The sequence below is a fragment of the Bifidobacterium avesanii genome (assembly GCF_009299475.1).
GTDB classification, from domain to species: domain Bacteria; phylum Actinomycetota; class Actinomycetes; order Actinomycetales; family Bifidobacteriaceae; genus Bifidobacterium; species Bifidobacterium avesanii.
This window is the reverse complement of record NZ_WBSN01000001.1, coordinates 128,433-143,636: the sequence shown is the minus strand read 5'-3', so window position 1 is coordinate 143,636 and position 15,204 is coordinate 128,433. Positions and strand designations below refer to the sequence as shown.

13 protein-coding genes are annotated in these 15,204 nt (G+C 69.0%); all 13 read left to right on the top strand.

Going from position 1 to position 15,204, the window contains the following annotated elements; all coding sequences use genetic code 11:
* The first annotated feature begins 32 nt into the window (after positions 1 to 32).
* The 13 genes from DSM100685_RS00690 (at position 33) to DSM100685_RS00630 (ending at position 14,945) form a co-directional block, all read left to right on the top strand.
* The gene (locus DSM100685_RS00690; RefSeq protein ID WP_152349453.1) at positions 33 to 812 is read left to right on the top strand and encodes an amino acid ABC transporter ATP-binding protein; all 780 of its coding nucleotides are present in this window, start codon (positions 33 to 35) and stop codon (positions 810 to 812) included.
* Between the two features lie 157 nt (positions 813 to 969).
* A complete protein-coding gene (locus DSM100685_RS00685; RefSeq protein ID WP_152349452.1) occupies positions 970 to 1,815 on the top strand; it encodes a glutamate ABC transporter substrate-binding protein in 846 nt (281 codons plus the stop codon).
* A 111-nt stretch (positions 1,816 to 1,926) separates the two neighbouring features.
* Positions 1,927 to 2,604 carry an amino acid ABC transporter permease gene (locus DSM100685_RS00680; RefSeq protein ID WP_152349451.1) on the top strand — a complete coding sequence of 226 codons (678 nt, stop codon included), beginning with the start codon at positions 1,927 to 1,929 and terminating at the stop codon, positions 2,602 to 2,604.
* Positions 2,605 to 2,617: 13 nt separating this feature from the next.
* Positions 2,618 to 3,685 (top strand): amino acid ABC transporter permease, encoded by a 1,068-nt coding sequence (locus DSM100685_RS00675; RefSeq protein ID WP_152349450.1) that lies wholly within the window; start codon positions 2,618 to 2,620, stop codon positions 3,683 to 3,685.
* Between the two features lie 250 nt (positions 3,686 to 3,935).
* Complete coding sequence (leuS, locus tag DSM100685_RS00670) at positions 3,936 to 6,902, top strand: leucine--tRNA ligase (RefSeq protein ID WP_152349449.1); 2,967 nt, start codon at positions 3,936 to 3,938, stop codon at positions 6,900 to 6,902.
* 148 nt (positions 6,903 to 7,050) lie between these two features.
* Positions 7,051 to 7,836, top strand: coding sequence for a ComEA family DNA-binding protein (locus DSM100685_RS00665; protein ID WP_152349448.1), 786 nt, complete (start codon positions 7,051 to 7,053; stop codon positions 7,834 to 7,836).
* Positions 7,833 to 9,737: a ComEC/Rec2 family competence protein gene (locus DSM100685_RS00660; RefSeq protein ID WP_152349447.1), complete on the top strand. Its 1,905-nt coding sequence runs from the start codon at positions 7,833 to 7,835 to the stop codon at positions 9,735 to 9,737. Before DSM100685_RS00665 ends, DSM100685_RS00660 begins: the two co-directional genes overlap by 4 nt.
* Positions 9,738 to 9,802: 65 nt before the next feature.
* Positions 9,803 to 10,789 (top strand): DNA polymerase III subunit delta, encoded by a 987-nt coding sequence (holA, locus tag DSM100685_RS00655; RefSeq protein WP_152349446.1) that lies wholly within the window; start codon positions 9,803 to 9,805, stop codon positions 10,787 to 10,789.
* 2 nt (positions 10,790 to 10,791) lie between these two features.
* Positions 10,792 to 11,385, top strand: coding sequence for a tRNA (adenosine(37)-N6)-threonylcarbamoyltransferase complex ATPase subunit type 1 TsaE (tsaE, locus tag DSM100685_RS00650; protein ID WP_152349445.1), 594 nt, complete (start codon positions 10,792 to 10,794; stop codon positions 11,383 to 11,385).
* A gap of 30 nt (positions 11,386 to 11,415) precedes the next feature.
* Positions 11,416 to 12,321 carry a tRNA (adenosine(37)-N6)-threonylcarbamoyltransferase complex dimerization subunit type 1 TsaB gene (gene tsaB, locus DSM100685_RS00645; RefSeq protein ID WP_152349444.1) on the top strand — a complete coding sequence of 302 codons (906 nt, stop codon included), beginning with the start codon at positions 11,416 to 11,418 and terminating at the stop codon, positions 12,319 to 12,321.
* Entirely contained in the window at positions 12,318 to 12,890 is a 573-nt protein-coding gene (locus DSM100685_RS00640; protein WP_152349443.1) for a GNAT family N-acetyltransferase, read from the top strand. The genes tsaB and DSM100685_RS00640 overlap by 4 nt, the downstream gene beginning before the upstream one ends.
* The gene (tsaD, locus tag DSM100685_RS00635) at positions 12,887 to 13,930 is read left to right on the top strand and encodes a tRNA (adenosine(37)-N6)-threonylcarbamoyltransferase complex transferase subunit TsaD (RefSeq protein WP_152349442.1); all 1,044 of its coding nucleotides are present in this window, start codon (positions 12,887 to 12,889) and stop codon (positions 13,928 to 13,930) included. The genes DSM100685_RS00640 and tsaD overlap by 4 nt, the downstream gene beginning before the upstream one ends.
* Positions 13,931 to 14,015: 85 nt before the next feature.
* Complete coding sequence (locus DSM100685_RS00630) at positions 14,016 to 14,945, top strand: LysR family transcriptional regulator (RefSeq protein WP_152349441.1); 930 nt, start codon at positions 14,016 to 14,018, stop codon at positions 14,943 to 14,945.
* Positions 14,946 to 15,204: the final 259 nt, after the last annotated feature.

Below are 15,204 nucleotides of genomic sequence, written 5' to 3'. Positions count from 1 at the left end.
CGCTTGAGACCGCAAGAAAAAGGGGTGTCAGTATGACCGAGAACACCGATGCCGTGACCGCAGCCGAGACCGCCGATCACCCGCTGGTCGAGCTCAGCCACGTCGAGAAGCACTTCGGCGAGCTGCACGTGCTCAAGGACATCAATCTCAAGGTCGGCAAGGGCGAGGTGCTCGTCATCATCGGCCCGTCCGGCTCCGGCAAGTCCACGCTGTGCCGCACCATCAACCGCCTCGAGTCCATCGACTCGGGCGACATCCGCATCGACGGCCAGCCGCTGCCGCAGGAGGGCAAGGAGCTCACCAAGCTGCGCGCCGAGGTGGGCATGGTCTTCCAGTCCTTCAACCTGTTCGCGCACAAGACCATCCTCGACAACGTGACCCTGGCGCCGCGCAAGGTGCGCAAGATCCCCAAGGCCGAGGCCGAGAAGGAGGCCATGGAGCTGCTCGCCCGCGTGGGCGTGGACTCCCAGGCCAACAAGCTGCCGGCCCAGCTGTCCGGCGGCCAGCAGCAGCGCGTGGCCATCGCCCGCTCGCTCGCCATGCACCCGAAGGTCATGCTGTTCGACGAGCCGACCTCCGCGCTGGACCCGGAGATGATCAACGAGGTGCTCGACGTCATGGTCGACCTCGCCAAGGAGGACATGACCATGATCGTGGTCACCCACGAGATGGGCTTCGCCCGCCAGGTGGCCGACCGCGTGGTCTTCATGGCCGACGGCGAGATCCTCGAGCAGGGCACGCCTGACGAGTTCTTCTCGCATCCGAAGACCGAGCGCGCCCGCGACTTCCTGAGCAAGATCCTCGAGCACTGAGCCCGCGCCGGGCCGGCAGCGGGCCATCGGGAAACGCCGGGGGCCCGCGCGGCCGCCACGTAAATTTCACGTGAACTCGGGATGTCGTACGAAATATGGCGTCCCTAGTATCGAGAGCGGTTCGGCAATCACGAGCCGCACACAGAGAGGAAACAAAATGAAGCACATGTTCAAGAAGGCGCTGGCCGCCGTCGCCGCCGTCGCTTGCCTCGGTTCCATGGCAGCCTGCGGTTCTTCCAACGACGCCTCCAAGTCCGACGGCCCGAAGATCACCATCGGCATCAAGTTCGACCAGCCCGGCCTCGGCTTCAAGAAGGGCAACACCTACACCGGCTTCGACGTGGACGTGGCCAAGTACGTGGCCAAGAAGCTCGGCTACTCCGAGGACCAGATCGTGTGGAAGGAAGCCCCCTCCAAGCAGCGCGAGACGCTGATCCAGAACGGCGACGTGGACCTCATCTTCGCCACCTACACCATCAACGACAAGCGCAAGGAGGTCGTCGACTTCGCCGGCCCGTACTTCGTCGCCGGCCAGGACCTCCTGATCCGCAACACCGACGCCGGCACCATCACCGGCCCGGACTCCCTCAACGGCAAGAAGCTGTGCTCCGTCACCGGCTCCACCTCCGCGCAGAACGTCAAGGACAAGTTCGCCAGCGAGGTCCAGCTCATGGAGCAGACCGGCTACGCCGAGTGCGTGACGGCCCTCATCTCCGGCACCGTCGACGCCGTGACCACCGACGACATCATCCTCGCCGGCCTCGCCGCCGCCAAGGGCAACGGCCAGCTCAAGGTCGTGGGCAAGACCTTCTCCGAGGAGCCCTACGGCGTGGGCCTCAAGAAGGGCGACACCGAGCTCAAGAGCAAGGTGAACGCCGCCATCAAGGACATGATCGAGGACGGCTCCTGGCAGAAGGCCATCGACTCCAACATGCAGGGCACCGGCTACACCCCGGACGCCAAGCTCAACGCCAAGGACACGCTGGAGTCCCAGCTGTCCTGACGCCAATCCGTCGGCAATGCAATAAAAACCATCCGCGGTTCCGGGCGGGGAGGGCGAGTCCCCTTCCCGCCCGGAACCGCGTTGAACACGATACAAGAGAAATGAGGTGCGATGTCGGGATTCGCCGATCTGTTCAGCCAGTATGACATTCTGGCCGCGTTCCTGGTCAACATCGAACTGACCCTGTGGAGCGCTTTGCTTTCCCTGATCCTGGGCGTGATTCTGGTCACCATGCGAATCTCGCCCATCGCCTCGCTGCGCGGGTTCGCCGCCGGCTGGGTGGAGTTCTTCAAGAACATGCCGCTGACCATCATCATGGTCTTCATGGTGCTGGGCGTGTTCGGCCAGCTCAAGTTCCAGTTCTCGGACAACTTCGACACGAACTTCTTCTGGCTCGCCGTCACCGGCCTGTCCGTGTACACGTCCGCGTTCGTGTGCGAGTCGCTGCGAAGCGGCATCAACACCGTGCCGCTCGGCCAGGCGGAGGCCGCCCGCTCGCTCGGACTCAACTTCTTCCAGTCCGCCTCCATCATCATCCTGCCGCAGGCCTTCCGCGGCGCCGTGGCCCCGCTGGGCAACACGCTGATCGCGCTGCTCAAGAACTCCACCGTCGCGGCCGCCGCGTCCGTGGCCACCGAGACCTCGAGCCTCATGAGCACCATGATCGAGTACAACGCGAACCTCATCGTCACGATCTTCCTCATCTTCGCGCTCGGCTACGTGATCATGATCATCCCGATCGGCCTGCTGACCACCTACCTGTCCAACAAGCTCGCGGTCCGCCGTTAGAAAGGAGCACACCATGGCCAACAGCACATCCGCATCCGTGCTCTTCGACGAACCCGGTCCCAAGGGCCGCCGCAAGATCTTCGTCGCCAACATCATCGGCGCGCTCCTGCTCCTCGGCCTGCTCGCCGCGGTGCTCTACCGCCTCGCCAACCCGCCCAAGGGCCAGAACCAGCTGAGCTGGGAGCTGTGGGAGCCGGCACTCAACTCCGAGGCGTGGGTCGACTTCTACCTGCCCGGCCTGTGGAAGACCCTCGAGGCGTCCGTGCTCGCCATCATCGGCGCCGTCGTCTTCGGCGTGGTCTTCGGCATCGGCCGACTGCTCGACTTCTGGCCCGTCAAGCTCGTGGCCTCCGTGATCGTCGAGTTCTGCCGCGCCGTGCCGGTCCTGCTGTTCATGATCTTCCTGTGGCGAGGCTTCTCGTTCATGGGCATGAGCGACGACGCCTCCTTCTGGGCCGTCGTGTGGGGCCTGATCCTCTACAACGGCTCCGTGGTCGCCGAGCTTGTGCGCTCCGGCGTGGGCAACCTGCCCAAGGGCCAGCACGAGGCCGCCGTGGCGCTGGGCATGGGCCCGGTGCGCGCCCTCATGAGCGTCGAGGTGCCGCAGGCCCTCATCGCCATGCTGCCCGCCATGATCACCCAGCTCGTCGTGGTCCTCAAGGACACCGCCCTCGGCTCGATCATCATGTACACCGACCTGCTGCAGGAGTCCCGCCGCCTCGGCTCCATGTACTTCAACATGCTGCAGGCCCTCGTGGTCGCCGGCGTGATCTACTTCATCCTCAGCTACCTGCTCTCCAAGCTCTCGGAGAGCCTGCCGGAGCGCATGCAGCGGCGCACCATGGGCATCGCCAAGCCGCCCGTCCAGGCGCCGATCGCCATCATGGACCCGTCCAACGTGCCGGCCCAGGAGCGCGCCCAGGAGCGCGAGCGCCCGCAGGGCGGCGCCGAGCCGCTTTACCCGGACCACTACCACGGCTCCAACGCCGTGACCGAGGACTGGCGCACGTCGCACCTCGAGCACGGCCACGACCCGAAGCACCCGGACATGAAGCCCAAGCTGTTCCAGCGCCCGGAGTGACGCGCCCGCTCCGCCCGGCCCTACCCGAGCCGAGCATCATGCGATCCTCCCGTTTCCGCCGCCCTTCGCGGTGCGAGACGGGGGGATCTTCGCGTTTTACGGGCCGAAACCGACGCCCCGACGGGGGTTTGGCGCTTGGAATTCCCGATTTCGTCGTTTTCGACCCGCATTTTTACGCGGGGACGGCCCGACTTTCGCTATGTGGTACGCCCGCGGGACGTGTCCAGCAGAAACACGATACTTGGGCACTATGAGTGACACCGAACAGCACAACGCAACGTCCGCGGCCGACGAGCCCAAGTTCCGCTACAACGCGGCGCTCGCGCAGGACATCGAAACCAAGTGGCAGAAAATCTGGGACGAGAAGGGCACCTTCTGGGCCGCCAACGTCCACGGCGATCTCAAGGACGGCAAGGGCCGCAACGCCGACGGCCGCCCCGCCTACTTCGCCATGGACATGTTCCCCTACCCGTCGGGCAAGGGCCTGCACGTGGGCCACCCGCTGGGCTACCTCGCCACCGACGTGGTCTCCCGCTACCACCGCATGAAGGGCGAGAACGTGCTGCACGCCATGGGCTACGACGCCTTCGGCCTGCCCGCCGAGCAGTACGCCGTGCAGACCGGCCAGCACCCGCGCGTGACCACCGAGGCGAACATCGCCAACATGTCCCGCCAGCTGCACCGCATGGGCCTGAGCTTCGACAACCGCCGCTCCTTCGCCACCATCGACCCCGGCTACGTGCGCTGGACCCAGTGGATCTTCTCGCGCATCTACGACTCCTGGTACGACGACGAGGCCACCAACCGCGACGGCGGCAAGGGCTGCGCCCGCCCGATCTCCACGCTCGTCGAGCAGTTCGAGTCCGGCAAACGCGCCATCCCGGGCCACGAGGGCAAGGCGTGGGCCGACCTCACCGCCGCCGAGCAGGCCGACGTGCTCAACGACTTCCGCATCGCCTACATCTCCAAGTCCCCGGTGAACTGGTGCCCGGGACTCGGCACCGTGCTCGCCAACGAGGAGGTCACCGCCGAAGGCAAGTCCGAGCGCGGCAACTTCCCGGTCTTCCAGCGCGAGCTCAAGCAGTGGTCCATGCGCATCACCGCGTACGGCCACCGCCTCATCCACGACCTCGACGGCATCGACTGGCCGGAGAAGGTCAAGCTCATGCAGCGCAACTGGATCGGAGAGTCCCACGGCGCCTCCGTGCACTTCGCGGTCGAGACCCCGGCCGGCGAGCGTGACATGGAGATCTACACCACCCGCCCCGACACCCTGTTCGGCACCACGTTCGCCGTCGTCTCCCCGGAGCACCACCTGCTCGAAGACGTGCCCGCCGAGTGGCCGGCCGAAACCCCGGAGGCGTGGAAGGGCGGCTACGCGACGCCCGTCGAGGCCGTGAAGGCCTACCGCCTCGCCGCCGAGGCCAAGACCGCCAAGGACCGCGTGGACGAGGGCGGCGAGAAGACCGGCCTGTTCACCGGCCTGTACGCCGTCAACCCGATCACCGGCGCCAAGCTGCCGCTGTTCACCGCCGACTACGTGCTCATGGACTACGGCACCGGCGCGATCATGGCCGTCCCCGGCGGCGACCAGCGCGACTACGACTTCGCCGCGAAGTTCGGCCTGCCGGTCATCTACACCGTCAAGCCGCTGCCCGAGTCCGGCGACGACCTCGCCAACTACGAGGGCAAGGCGCCGTTCGTCTCGCACGACGGCATCGTCATCAACTCGTCCGTCGAGGCTACCAAGGCCAAGGGCGACGCGCTGAGCCTCGACGGCCTGAGGGTGGACGAGGCCATCGCCAAGGTCAACGCGTGGCTTGAGTCCGCCGGCGTGGGCAAGGGCACCACGTCCTACCGTCTGCGCGACTGGCTGTTCAGCCGCCAGCGCTACTGGGGCGAGCCGTTCCCGATCGTCTACGGCGAGGACGGCACCCCGCACCTGCTGCCCGACTCCATGCTGCCGATCAACCTGCCGGACGTGCCCGACTACGAGCCGCGCACCTTCGACCCGATGGACGCCGAATCCAACCCCGAGGCGCCGCTGAGCCGCAACGAGGACTGGGTCAAGGTCACGCTCGACCTGGGCGACGGCGAGAAGACCTACTACCGCGACACGAACACCATGCCGAACTGGGCCGGCTCCTGCTGGTACTACATGCGCTACATCGACCCGACCGACACCAAGCACATGGTCGAGTCCGACGAGTTCGACTACTGGATGGGTCCGAACCACAACAAGTACTCGGGCGCCGAGGGCGGCGTGGACCTGTACGTGGGCGGCGTGGAGCACGCTGTGCTGCACCTGCTCTACTCGCGCTTCTGGCACAAGGTGCTCTACGATCTGGGATACGTGGACTCCGCCGAGCCGTTCCACAAGCTGTTCAACCAGGGCATGATCCAGGCGTACGCCTACACCGACGATCGCGGCCAGTACGTGCCGGCGGACGAAGTGGTGGAGGGCCCGGCCGGTCCGGACGGCGAGCCGACGTTCACGTGGCACGGCGAGCACGCCAACCGCGAGTTCGGCAAGATGGGCAAGAGCCTCAAGAACATCGTCACCCCGGACTACATGTACGAGAACTACGGCGCGGACACGTTCCGCCTGTACGAGATGAGCATGGGCCCGCTGGCCGAGTCCCGCCCGTGGAACACGCGCAACGTGGTTGGCGGCATGCGCTTCCTGCAGCGCCTGTGGCGCAACGTGATCGACGAGGCCACCGGCGAGGCGCACGTGTCCGACGACCCGCTGGACGCCAAGACCCTCAAGCTCCTCAACAACACGATCGCCGACGTGACCGTGGAGATGGAGAACATGCGCCCGAACACGGCCATCGCCAAGCTGATCGTGCTCAACAACCACCTGACCTCCCTCAAGTCCGTGCCGCGCGCCGCCGTCGAGCCGCTGATCCTCATGCTCGCGCCGATCGCCCCGCACATCTGCGAGGAGATGTGGAACCGCCTCGGGCACGACGAGTCCCTCACCTACGAGCCGTGGCCGGTGGCCGACGAGCGCTACGTGGGCCAGGACTCCGTGACCGCCGTGGTGCAGATCAAGGGCAAGGTGCGCGCCAAGCTCGACGTCTTCCCGGACATCGCGCCGGAGGAGCTGGAGAAGCTCGCGCTCGAGGCCGTGGCCGACCGCCTCGGCGGCAAGGCGCCGCGCAAGGTGATCGTCAAGGCCCCGAAGATCGTCTCCATCGTCCCCGCCGAGTGATGCCGGCGATTCCGCCCGTCATTGCGCTGTGAGCGAACCCCATCCGCGTTATGCGGGTGGGGTTCCTTGCTATATGGCCAATGAGGCACATTCGACCACAGGGAAGTCTGGATTGGACCCGCGCCTCGGCGTGCTCCACGGTGGAGGCATGGAACATCAGCTCAACCCGCCTCCGCCGCCGTTGGATGCCGGCTCCGTCCCCGGCGGATCCGCTCCCGACGGCTCCATACTCGGCCGGCTCGCCGGCGTGCGTCCCGCGGACGACGCCGTGCGAATGTTGGAAAACCGGGAGGCCGAGCGGATCCGTTCCCGCCCGCGCGTCACGCTCAGGCCCGTGCACGCGCTCGTCGTCGTGCTGCTGCTCGTGGGCGCGCTGGCGGCGAGCCTCACGCTGCTGGCCCAGCAGGCGGCGAACGCGTCAAGGACGGACCGCGCGGCGGTTGCGGCCGCGGCGGGCACGATGGCCGCGGGGACCGGGACGGGCGGGGCGCCGCCGGATGAGGAAGCGGAACCGGGGGAGCGGGCGGGCGAAACCGACGTGCCGCCCGGCTCCGGTTCCGAATCCCCGACGCCGGGCGATGAGACCGGCGGTTCCGCTCGCTCCGGCGCCGATGATTCCGGTCACTCCGACGATGGCGGCGGACCCACGTCGTTGCCGTCTCCATCGTCCTCGTCGTCCGCTTCTTCTTCCTCCTCCTCTGCATCGTCGTCCTTCGCCTCGGAGCAAGCTGCCGACGACGGGCGCGTGAACCTCAACACGGCCAGCGCGGCGGAACTCGACGCGGTCAAAGGCATCGGACCGGCCATCGCCCAGCGGATCGTGGACCACCGCAACCGCAACGGGCCGTTCTCCAGCGTGAACGAGTTGCTCGACGTGCCCGGCATCGGCCCCAAGACGCTGGCGAAAATGCGCGACCAGCTGGTGGCGCGATGAAGCTGGCGCCGGACGAATCGCGCGAGCGGGGAAGCCGGGACTGGCGGCTCGTGCCCGTGGCATGCGGCGTATGGGCGTCGGCGCTGCTGTGCCATACCGTCGGCGTCGATCGCATGCCGGCGGTGCTGGGCGTGCTCGCGGCGCTGACGGCGCTATTGTCCGGCGTCCTGTTCCTCGGCTCCGTCGGTGTTGCTCGCCGGCGGGGGAATCGCTGGGAGAATGCGCCGGCACCGGTTGCGACATCGGTTTCAATACCGGTTTCAGGGATTGCAGTCCTGCACCGGCCAGCGCGGCCGACCCGAACCGGACGCCATGCCGGCCGTCGCGCCGGGCGCTCCCGTTCCTCCTGCGCGGACGGCGCCCCGCAATCCGCGGCGGCCGCATGGCTCCGCTTCCTGCTGCCGCACATTACGGTGCTGTGCGCCGGCATGCTGGTCGCCGGTCTGGCCACGTTCGCGCAGCTGTGGATCGTCGAACGCGGACCCGTGCAGCGCGCGCTGGGCGACCATGCCGTGGCCGTCGGCGTGGGCGTGCGCGTGGACGAGCCGCCCATCTCCTCGGACCGGCGGGGCTTCGACTGCCGCCTCGACGTGACCGTGACCGCGCTTCTGCACGAAGGCGTGCTGTCCGGCGACCGCGCATCCGCCCGAGTGTACGCCACGGGGAGCGACTGCGCGTTGCGGCAGGGCGGATCGTACTGGCTGGACGGCACGCTGGAACGCCCCGGATTCGGGTCGGCGCCGGCATGGGTGTCGGTCGACGGCACGCCTACGGAACTCCGCGAGCCCACATGGGTCCGGCGTCTGGCATACCGGGCGCAGTCGGCGTTCGTGCACGCCACGCAGCGCCTCGACCCGCAGGGGCGGCTGCTGGTGCCCGGACTGACGCTCGGCCTGCTGGGTGGCGACGTGGCTGACCCGGACATGCGCGACCCCGCGCTGCCGGACGTGGACCCCGCATACGCCGAACGCGTGGAGGACGCCTTCCGCGCATGCGGCATCATGCACCTCATGGCCGTGTCCGGCGGCCACTTCGCGCTCATCGGCGTGCTGGCGCGCCGTCTGTGCGGCCTGCTGCACGTCGGGCGCCCGTTCATGCCCATGCTCGTCATGGGCGCGTACGCGCTGCTCGCCGCGCTGATGATGCCCGCCGACTCGGTGCTGCGCGCGCTCGTCATGGGCGGCATTGGCGCGTTCGCGCTGTTGCGCGGCCGGCGCTCGCAGGGCATGGGCATGCTGTGCGTCACCGTCGTCGCCGCGATCATCCTCGACCCCGGTCTGGCGCGCAGCCTCGGCTTCGCGCTGTCCTGCGCGGCCGTGGCCGGCATCGTCTGGTGGGCCCGGCCGGTCGCCGAGCTGCTCGCGCCCATCCTGCCCGCCGCCCTCGCCGAGGCGGTCGGCGTGACCGTGGCCGCGCAAGCGCTCGCCCTGCCGCTGCAGACGCTCATGGAGGGCCAGCTGCCGGTGCTCGGCGTGCTGGCGAACCTGCTCACCGCGCCGGTCGTCTCCTTCTCCACGCTCGCCGGACTGCTGGGACTCGCCCTGAGCTGGTGGGCGCCGGAGGCCGGCTACCGCTGCGCGTGGGTGGCGAGTGGCGGCACGGCGATCATGGAACGCGTGGCCCTGTGGTGCGCCGGCAGCCCGTTCGCCTCGCTGCCGTGGGGGCAGGGGCCGGGCGCCGCGTGCTTCCTGCTGGCCGCCGAGGCGGGCATGGCGCTCGCGGTCCGCCGGTTGATCGCCCGCCGACGGCGGACGGAGCGACGGGCCGCCGGACTCGCGCCCGGGGAGCGCGCGGACGTCTTCCGCCCCACGCCGGTCATGCGGCTCGGCGTCTGGGCCGGCGAAACCGCCCGCATGCTGCGCGGCGGCGTGTGGGCACCGCATGGGCGGCGTCCAAGCTAGACTGTGCAAGGCAAGTTGGACCGTGCAAGGCACGAACGGGAACGGCACGAAGGGAAGTGGGCCGCATGGCACGAACGGCACGCACGCAGGGCGCGGAACCGCCGTTCCGCATCGTCTTCGGCGGGGACGCGTATCTCAACGGCCTGGAGGTGCGCGACCTGTGCCACAAGGCCATGGACGCCCGCCCGGACGCCGAATTCATCGAACTGGACGCCGCCTCCTGCGACTCCTACGCGTTCGACGAGGCGGTGAGCCCCTCGCTGCTGAGCGACGTGGCCGTCGTGCGCGTGGACAACCTCCAGTCCGCCGACGACAAGCTCGGCGACGCCATGGCCGCGTACGCCAAGCAGTGCGCCGCCGACCCCGCGAATTCGAGCATCGTCATCTGCCAGCACGAGGGTGGCGTGAAGGGCAAGCGTGTCGTCGACCAGATCGTGCGCGCCGGAGCCGTCAGGGTGGAGGTGCCGGACCTCAAGAAGCCGGACGCCAAGCTGAACTTCGTCTACCAGTGCTTCGAACGCGACGGGCGGCGCGTGGAGCCGCTCGCCGCCCAGCAGCTCGTGAGCGTGCTGGGGGAGAGGACCGGCGAACTCGCGGCCATGTGCCACCAGCTCGCCTTCGACTTCGACGACGACCCCATGCCGCTCGACCGCGTCAACCAGTACCTCACCGCCAACCCGCAGGTCACCGGATTCATGGTGGCCGACCGGGCGGTGGAGGGCAGGATCGCCGAGGCGATCATCGCCATGCGCTCCGCCGTCGCACAGGGCACCGACCCGATCGCGCTGATCGGCGCGCTCGCCAGCAAGCTGCGCACCCTCGCCAAGGCCTCTGCCGTCAAATCCGGCGTCATCTCGGCCGCGGAGACGAAAACCAACCCGTGGGTGCTGCGCAACGCCACCCGTCAGCTCGACGGCTGGACGAGCGCCGGCCTGTCCCGCTGCATCCAGACGCTCGCATGGGCCGACGAGCAAAGCAAGACCAACGGCGGCGATCCCCTGTACGCGCTGGAGACCAGCATCGAACTCATCAGCCGGAAAGGACAGCAGTGACCATGAACGGCACCCGCAACGCATCCATCACCATCGAGGCCCCCACGGGCGAATCCATGCGCGCGCTCGGAGAACGCGTCGCCGGACTGCTGCGCGGCGGCGACGTGCTGCTGCTGTCCGGTCCGCTCGGCGCCGGCAAGACCACGTTCGCGCAGGGCGTCGGCAGGGGGCTTTCCATCGCCGAGCCGATCGTCTCGCCCACGTTCACCATCGCGCGCGAGCTGGAGGGGCGCTTCCCGGACGGCTCGCCCGCCCATCTGGTGCACGTGGACGCCTACCGGCTCGGCGGCTCCGGCTACGCCCCCGGCCAGGACGCCGCCGACGCGCTGCTCGACGAACTCGAGTCGCTCGGACTGGACGAGGAGCTCGAGGACCCGCAGGATGACACGGTCGTGCTCATGGAGTGGGGCGAGCAGATGGCCGCCGCGCTCATCGACGAGCGTCTCGAAATCCACATCGATCGCCCCGTTCCGGCGGACGCGGCCTCCGTGGCCGGCTCGGACGGCGAGGTGACCGGCGATGGGACTAGAATCGTGACCTTGGTGCCGGTCGGCGGAACATGGGCCGACCGCATCGCAACGTTCGGGCGGTCCTGAACGGCAAACTGGAAGGGCAAAGGAGTGAGCATGGCGGCGACGCTGGTGATCGACACCTCGTACGGCTCCACCGTGGGCATCGTCGGACGCGAACCCATCGTGGAGACCGATTCGCGCACCCACGTGGAGAAGCTGCAGGTCAACATCGCGCGCGCGGTCGCGGACGCCGGACTGGCCCCGGCCGACCTCGACCGCATCGTGGTGGGCGTCGGCCCCGCGCCGTTCACAGGCCTCAGGGCGGGCATCGTGGCCGCCAAGGCGCTCGCCTTCGCCACCGGCGCCAAGCTCCTCGGCCAGAACGTGCTCGAACCGCAGGCCGAGCTCATGTTCGGCGTCATGACGGGCAACGGCGCGTTCGACGGCGTGGACATGCTCACCGGCGTGCCGCGCATCGTGCCCGCCGGGGCTGAGATCGACCCGGCATCGGCGTCTGAGGTCGATCGGCACGTCACGCTGTGCGTCAACGACGCCCGTCGCAAGCAGCTATACTTCACGCTCGTCCACGGCACCGCGCAAAACCCCGACGCCGCGGCCGACCGCTGGATCCCCATGGACATCGACTACCCGCAGCGCATCGTCGAACGCGTGCTTGAGGCCCTCGCCGCGCACGGGGCGGGAGAGCGGGCCGCGGGGCATGACGTGCGGTACGTCGTGGACGTGATCGGCCACGGCGCCGCCAAGTACGCCGCGGCGTGGGACGGCCTCGGCGAGGCCAAGGGCGCGGTGGTGGACGGATCGCTGCTCGACTGCGGCGCGGCCGGCCTTGCCATGTTCGCCGGATGCGCCCTCGACCGCGAGGCGCGCGGGGGGAAGCCCGAACCCGTCGAACCGCTCTACCTGCGCCGACCCGACGCCGAGGTGCCCAACCCGCTGAAGCACGTGCTCGGCCACGGCGGCACGCACGGGGACGGCGAGCGCAAGGACGCCGCGCGATGATCGTCGACCTCAACGACCTGAGCCGCGACGACGCGGTCGCCGCCGTGCGCGCGCTGGAGGTCGAACTGTTCGCCGGCCACGCGTGGAGCGAAAACGCGATCCGGCAGGAGCTCTCCGCCCCCGCCCGCACCTACGTGTTCGACGTTGAGGACGCGCCGGCCTCCCCGGACGCGCGGACCTCGCCGAACGGCGGCGGAACCCCGGCCGTGCGCGGATTCGCCGGCTACTGGTACGACGGCGACGACGCGGAGGTCATGGACATCGGCGTCGGCAAAGCGTACCAGCGGCACGGCATCGCCGCGGGCCTGCTCGGCCGGCTCATCGACTCCGCACGCCGTCAGGGCGCCCGCCGCATGCTGCTCGAGGTGGCCGTGGACAACGCGCCCGCCATCGCGCTCTACCGGCGCTTCGGCTTCGAGAACATAGGCCTGAGGAAGCGCTACTACCAGCCCGAGGGTACGGACGCGCACGTCATGGCGCTGGAGCTCAACCCGCGCCCCGTCGGGTTCCAGCCGTCCCATGCCCCGCAAGAACAGGACCACACCGACAGGAAAGGAACCGCGCAATGAGCGAACCAGTGGTGCTCGGCATCGAATCGACCTGCGACGAAACCGCCGCCGCCATCGTGCGCGGCCGCGAACTGCTGTCCAACGTCGTCGCCTCCTCCATGGAGGAGCACGCCCGCTACGGCGGCGTCATCCCCGAAATCGCGTCCCGCGCCCACGCCGAGGCGTTCGTGCCGTGCGTGTCCAAGGCGCTCGCGGACGCGGGCATGGAACTGTCCGACGTGGACGCGATCGCCGTGTCCGCAGGGCCGGGGCTCGCCGGATGCCTCGCCGTGGGCGTCTCCGGCGCGAAGGCGCTCGCTTGGGCCGCGAACAAGCCGATCTACGGCATCAACCACGTGATCGGCCACATCGCCGTCACCCAGCTGCAGTTCGGCCCGTTCCCGCCGGACACGCTCGCCCTCATCGTCTCCGGCGGCCACACGTCGCTGTTGCACGTGGAGGACGTGGCCCGGCACGTGGACGTGGTCGGCACCACGCTCGACGACGCCGCGGGGGAGTGCTTCGACAAGGTCGCCCGCCTGCTCGGCTTCCCGTACCCCGGCGGCCCGCACATCGACCGCCACGCGCAGAACGGCGACCCGCACGCCATCAAGGTGCCGCAGGGCCTCACGCAGGGGCAGGCCGGCGCCAGGCACCCGTACGACTTCAGCTTCTCCGGCGTCAAGACCGCCGTGGCCCGCTGGGTGGAGGGACGTCAGGCCGCGGGCCTCGACGTGCCCGTGGACGACGTGTGCGCCTCGCTCGCGGACTCCGTGGCCACCGTGCTCGCCAGGAAGGCCATGCGCGGCTGCGAGCAGTACGGCTCGAAGACGCTCATCGTGGGCGGCGGCTTCTCCGCGAACTCGCAGCTGAGGGCCAAGCTCCTCGAATACGGCGAGCGCCACGGCGTCGAAGTGCGCATCCCGCAAATCAAGCTGTGCACGGACAACGGCGCCATGGTCGCCATGCTCGGCGTGAACCTCGTGGAGGCGGGCGTGTCTCCCAGCGCGCCGGACTTCGCCATCGACTCCGCCATGCCCATGACGAAGATCTCCATGTGAGGCCCGTGCGGCCCGTCCGATTCCCCGGACCGTCCGGCGGTGCGATCCGCCCGGTTGCGGCACCGGCGTACTACACTCGCTTCGCATGAGACATGTGAATCCGCAGCTGCTGGTGACGCTCTGGCACGTGGCGCGGTGCGGCTCGCTCGCGGCCGCCGCGCGCGAGATCGGCTGGTCGCAGCCCGCGATCAGCCAGCAGATCCGCAAACTGCAGGACGAATGCGGGTGCGCACTGCTCAAACGCACGTCGCACGGCGTGCAACTCACCCCGGCGGGCCAACTGCTCGCCAAGCACGGCGAAATGATCGCCAACCGCGTGCTGCAGGCCGAACAGGAGCTGGACGAATACCGCCGCGGCAACGCGCGCCGGCTGCACGTGCTCGCCCCGCCGTCCATCTGCTCGACCATCCTCGCGCGCACGCTCGTGAAGATCGGACAGACGTCGGACATCACGGTCCGACTCACGCAGATGGAACCCCCGGAGGCCGTGCGCAGCCTCATCGCGGGCGGCGGCGACTGCGCGCTCGTGTTCCGCTACGACGCGCTCTCCCGCGCCCCGCTGGCGAACGACGACTGCACGGTCGAATACTGCGGAAAGGACCCGCTGCGCCTGCTCGTGCCCAGGAACTCCGAGGTCGGCAGGCAGTACGAGAGGGACGGCGAACCCGTGGACCTCTCCCGGCTCGCGGATCAGCGGTGGATCGCCGGATGCGAAACGTGCCGCGCCAACCTTATGAGCATGGCCCGGTCCGCCGGATTCGTGCCGGTCATCACCCATTCGACCGAGGACACCTGGGTCACGCAGAACCTCGTGGAAATGGGCCAGGGCGTCTCGATCGTCTCCGAACTGTCCATCCACAACGCGCTGCAGGGCGACCTCGCCGCGTGCCCCATCGCGGACGGAAACGCCTACCGCACCATCGGGATGGTGACCCGCAAGGGCGACGAGCGCCCCGAACTCCAGCGGCTCAGGGAGGCCATCCGCCAGACCACCAGACGGTTCCTCATGGCGTAAGGGGCGGGCGGCCGCTGCGGCAGGCAGAAGGCCTGCCCGTGGCGGAGCGGAATCGGTCCGTGTGCGGTGGATGGACGCGATGATCGGCGCGACGGCCGGTGCGGGGAGCTGTGTGATGGATGGCGGGGCGGCCGCCGCGACGGTCTGCATGCCGGCCGGTCGGAGCGCAGGCGTCAACGTCCGTCCGGCGGCGTCCGTTTTGGCGCCCATTCCGTAACAGATTTACAAAAAGGACAACGAAACCCGACTCCGGACGTCG

Coding starts and splice junctions, on each gene's coding strand:
- holA (WP_152349446.1), top strand. CDS start 9,803: ATGGCACGAACGGCACGCACGCAGGGCGCGGAACCGCCGTTCCGCATC.
- tsaB (WP_152349444.1), top strand. CDS start 11,416: ATGGCGGCGACGCTGGTGATCGACACCTCGTACGGCTCCACCGTGGGC.
- DSM100685_RS00630 (WP_152349441.1), top strand. CDS start 14,016: ATGAGACATGTGAATCCGCAGCTGCTGGTGACGCTCTGGCACGTGGCG.
- DSM100685_RS00665 (WP_152349448.1), top strand. CDS start 7,051: ATGGAACATCAGCTCAACCCGCCTCCGCCGCCGTTGGATGCCGGCTCC.
- tsaE (WP_152349445.1), top strand. CDS start 10,792: ATGAACGGCACCCGCAACGCATCCATCACCATCGAGGCCCCCACGGGC.
- DSM100685_RS00680 (WP_152349451.1), top strand. CDS start 1,927: ATGTCGGGATTCGCCGATCTGTTCAGCCAGTATGACATTCTGGCCGCG.
- DSM100685_RS00660 (WP_152349447.1), top strand. CDS start 7,833: ATGAAGCTGGCGCCGGACGAATCGCGCGAGCGGGGAAGCCGGGACTGG.
- DSM100685_RS00675 (WP_152349450.1), top strand. CDS start 2,618: ATGGCCAACAGCACATCCGCATCCGTGCTCTTCGACGAACCCGGTCCC.
- leuS (WP_152349449.1), top strand. CDS start 3,936: ATGAGTGACACCGAACAGCACAACGCAACGTCCGCGGCCGACGAGCCC.
- tsaD (WP_152349442.1), top strand. CDS start 12,887: ATGAGCGAACCAGTGGTGCTCGGCATCGAATCGACCTGCGACGAAACC.
- DSM100685_RS00690 (WP_152349453.1), top strand. CDS start 33: ATGACCGAGAACACCGATGCCGTGACCGCAGCCGAGACCGCCGATCAC.
- DSM100685_RS00685 (WP_152349452.1), top strand. CDS start 970: ATGAAGCACATGTTCAAGAAGGCGCTGGCCGCCGTCGCCGCCGTCGCT.
- DSM100685_RS00640 (WP_152349443.1), top strand. CDS start 12,318: ATGATCGTCGACCTCAACGACCTGAGCCGCGACGACGCGGTCGCCGCC.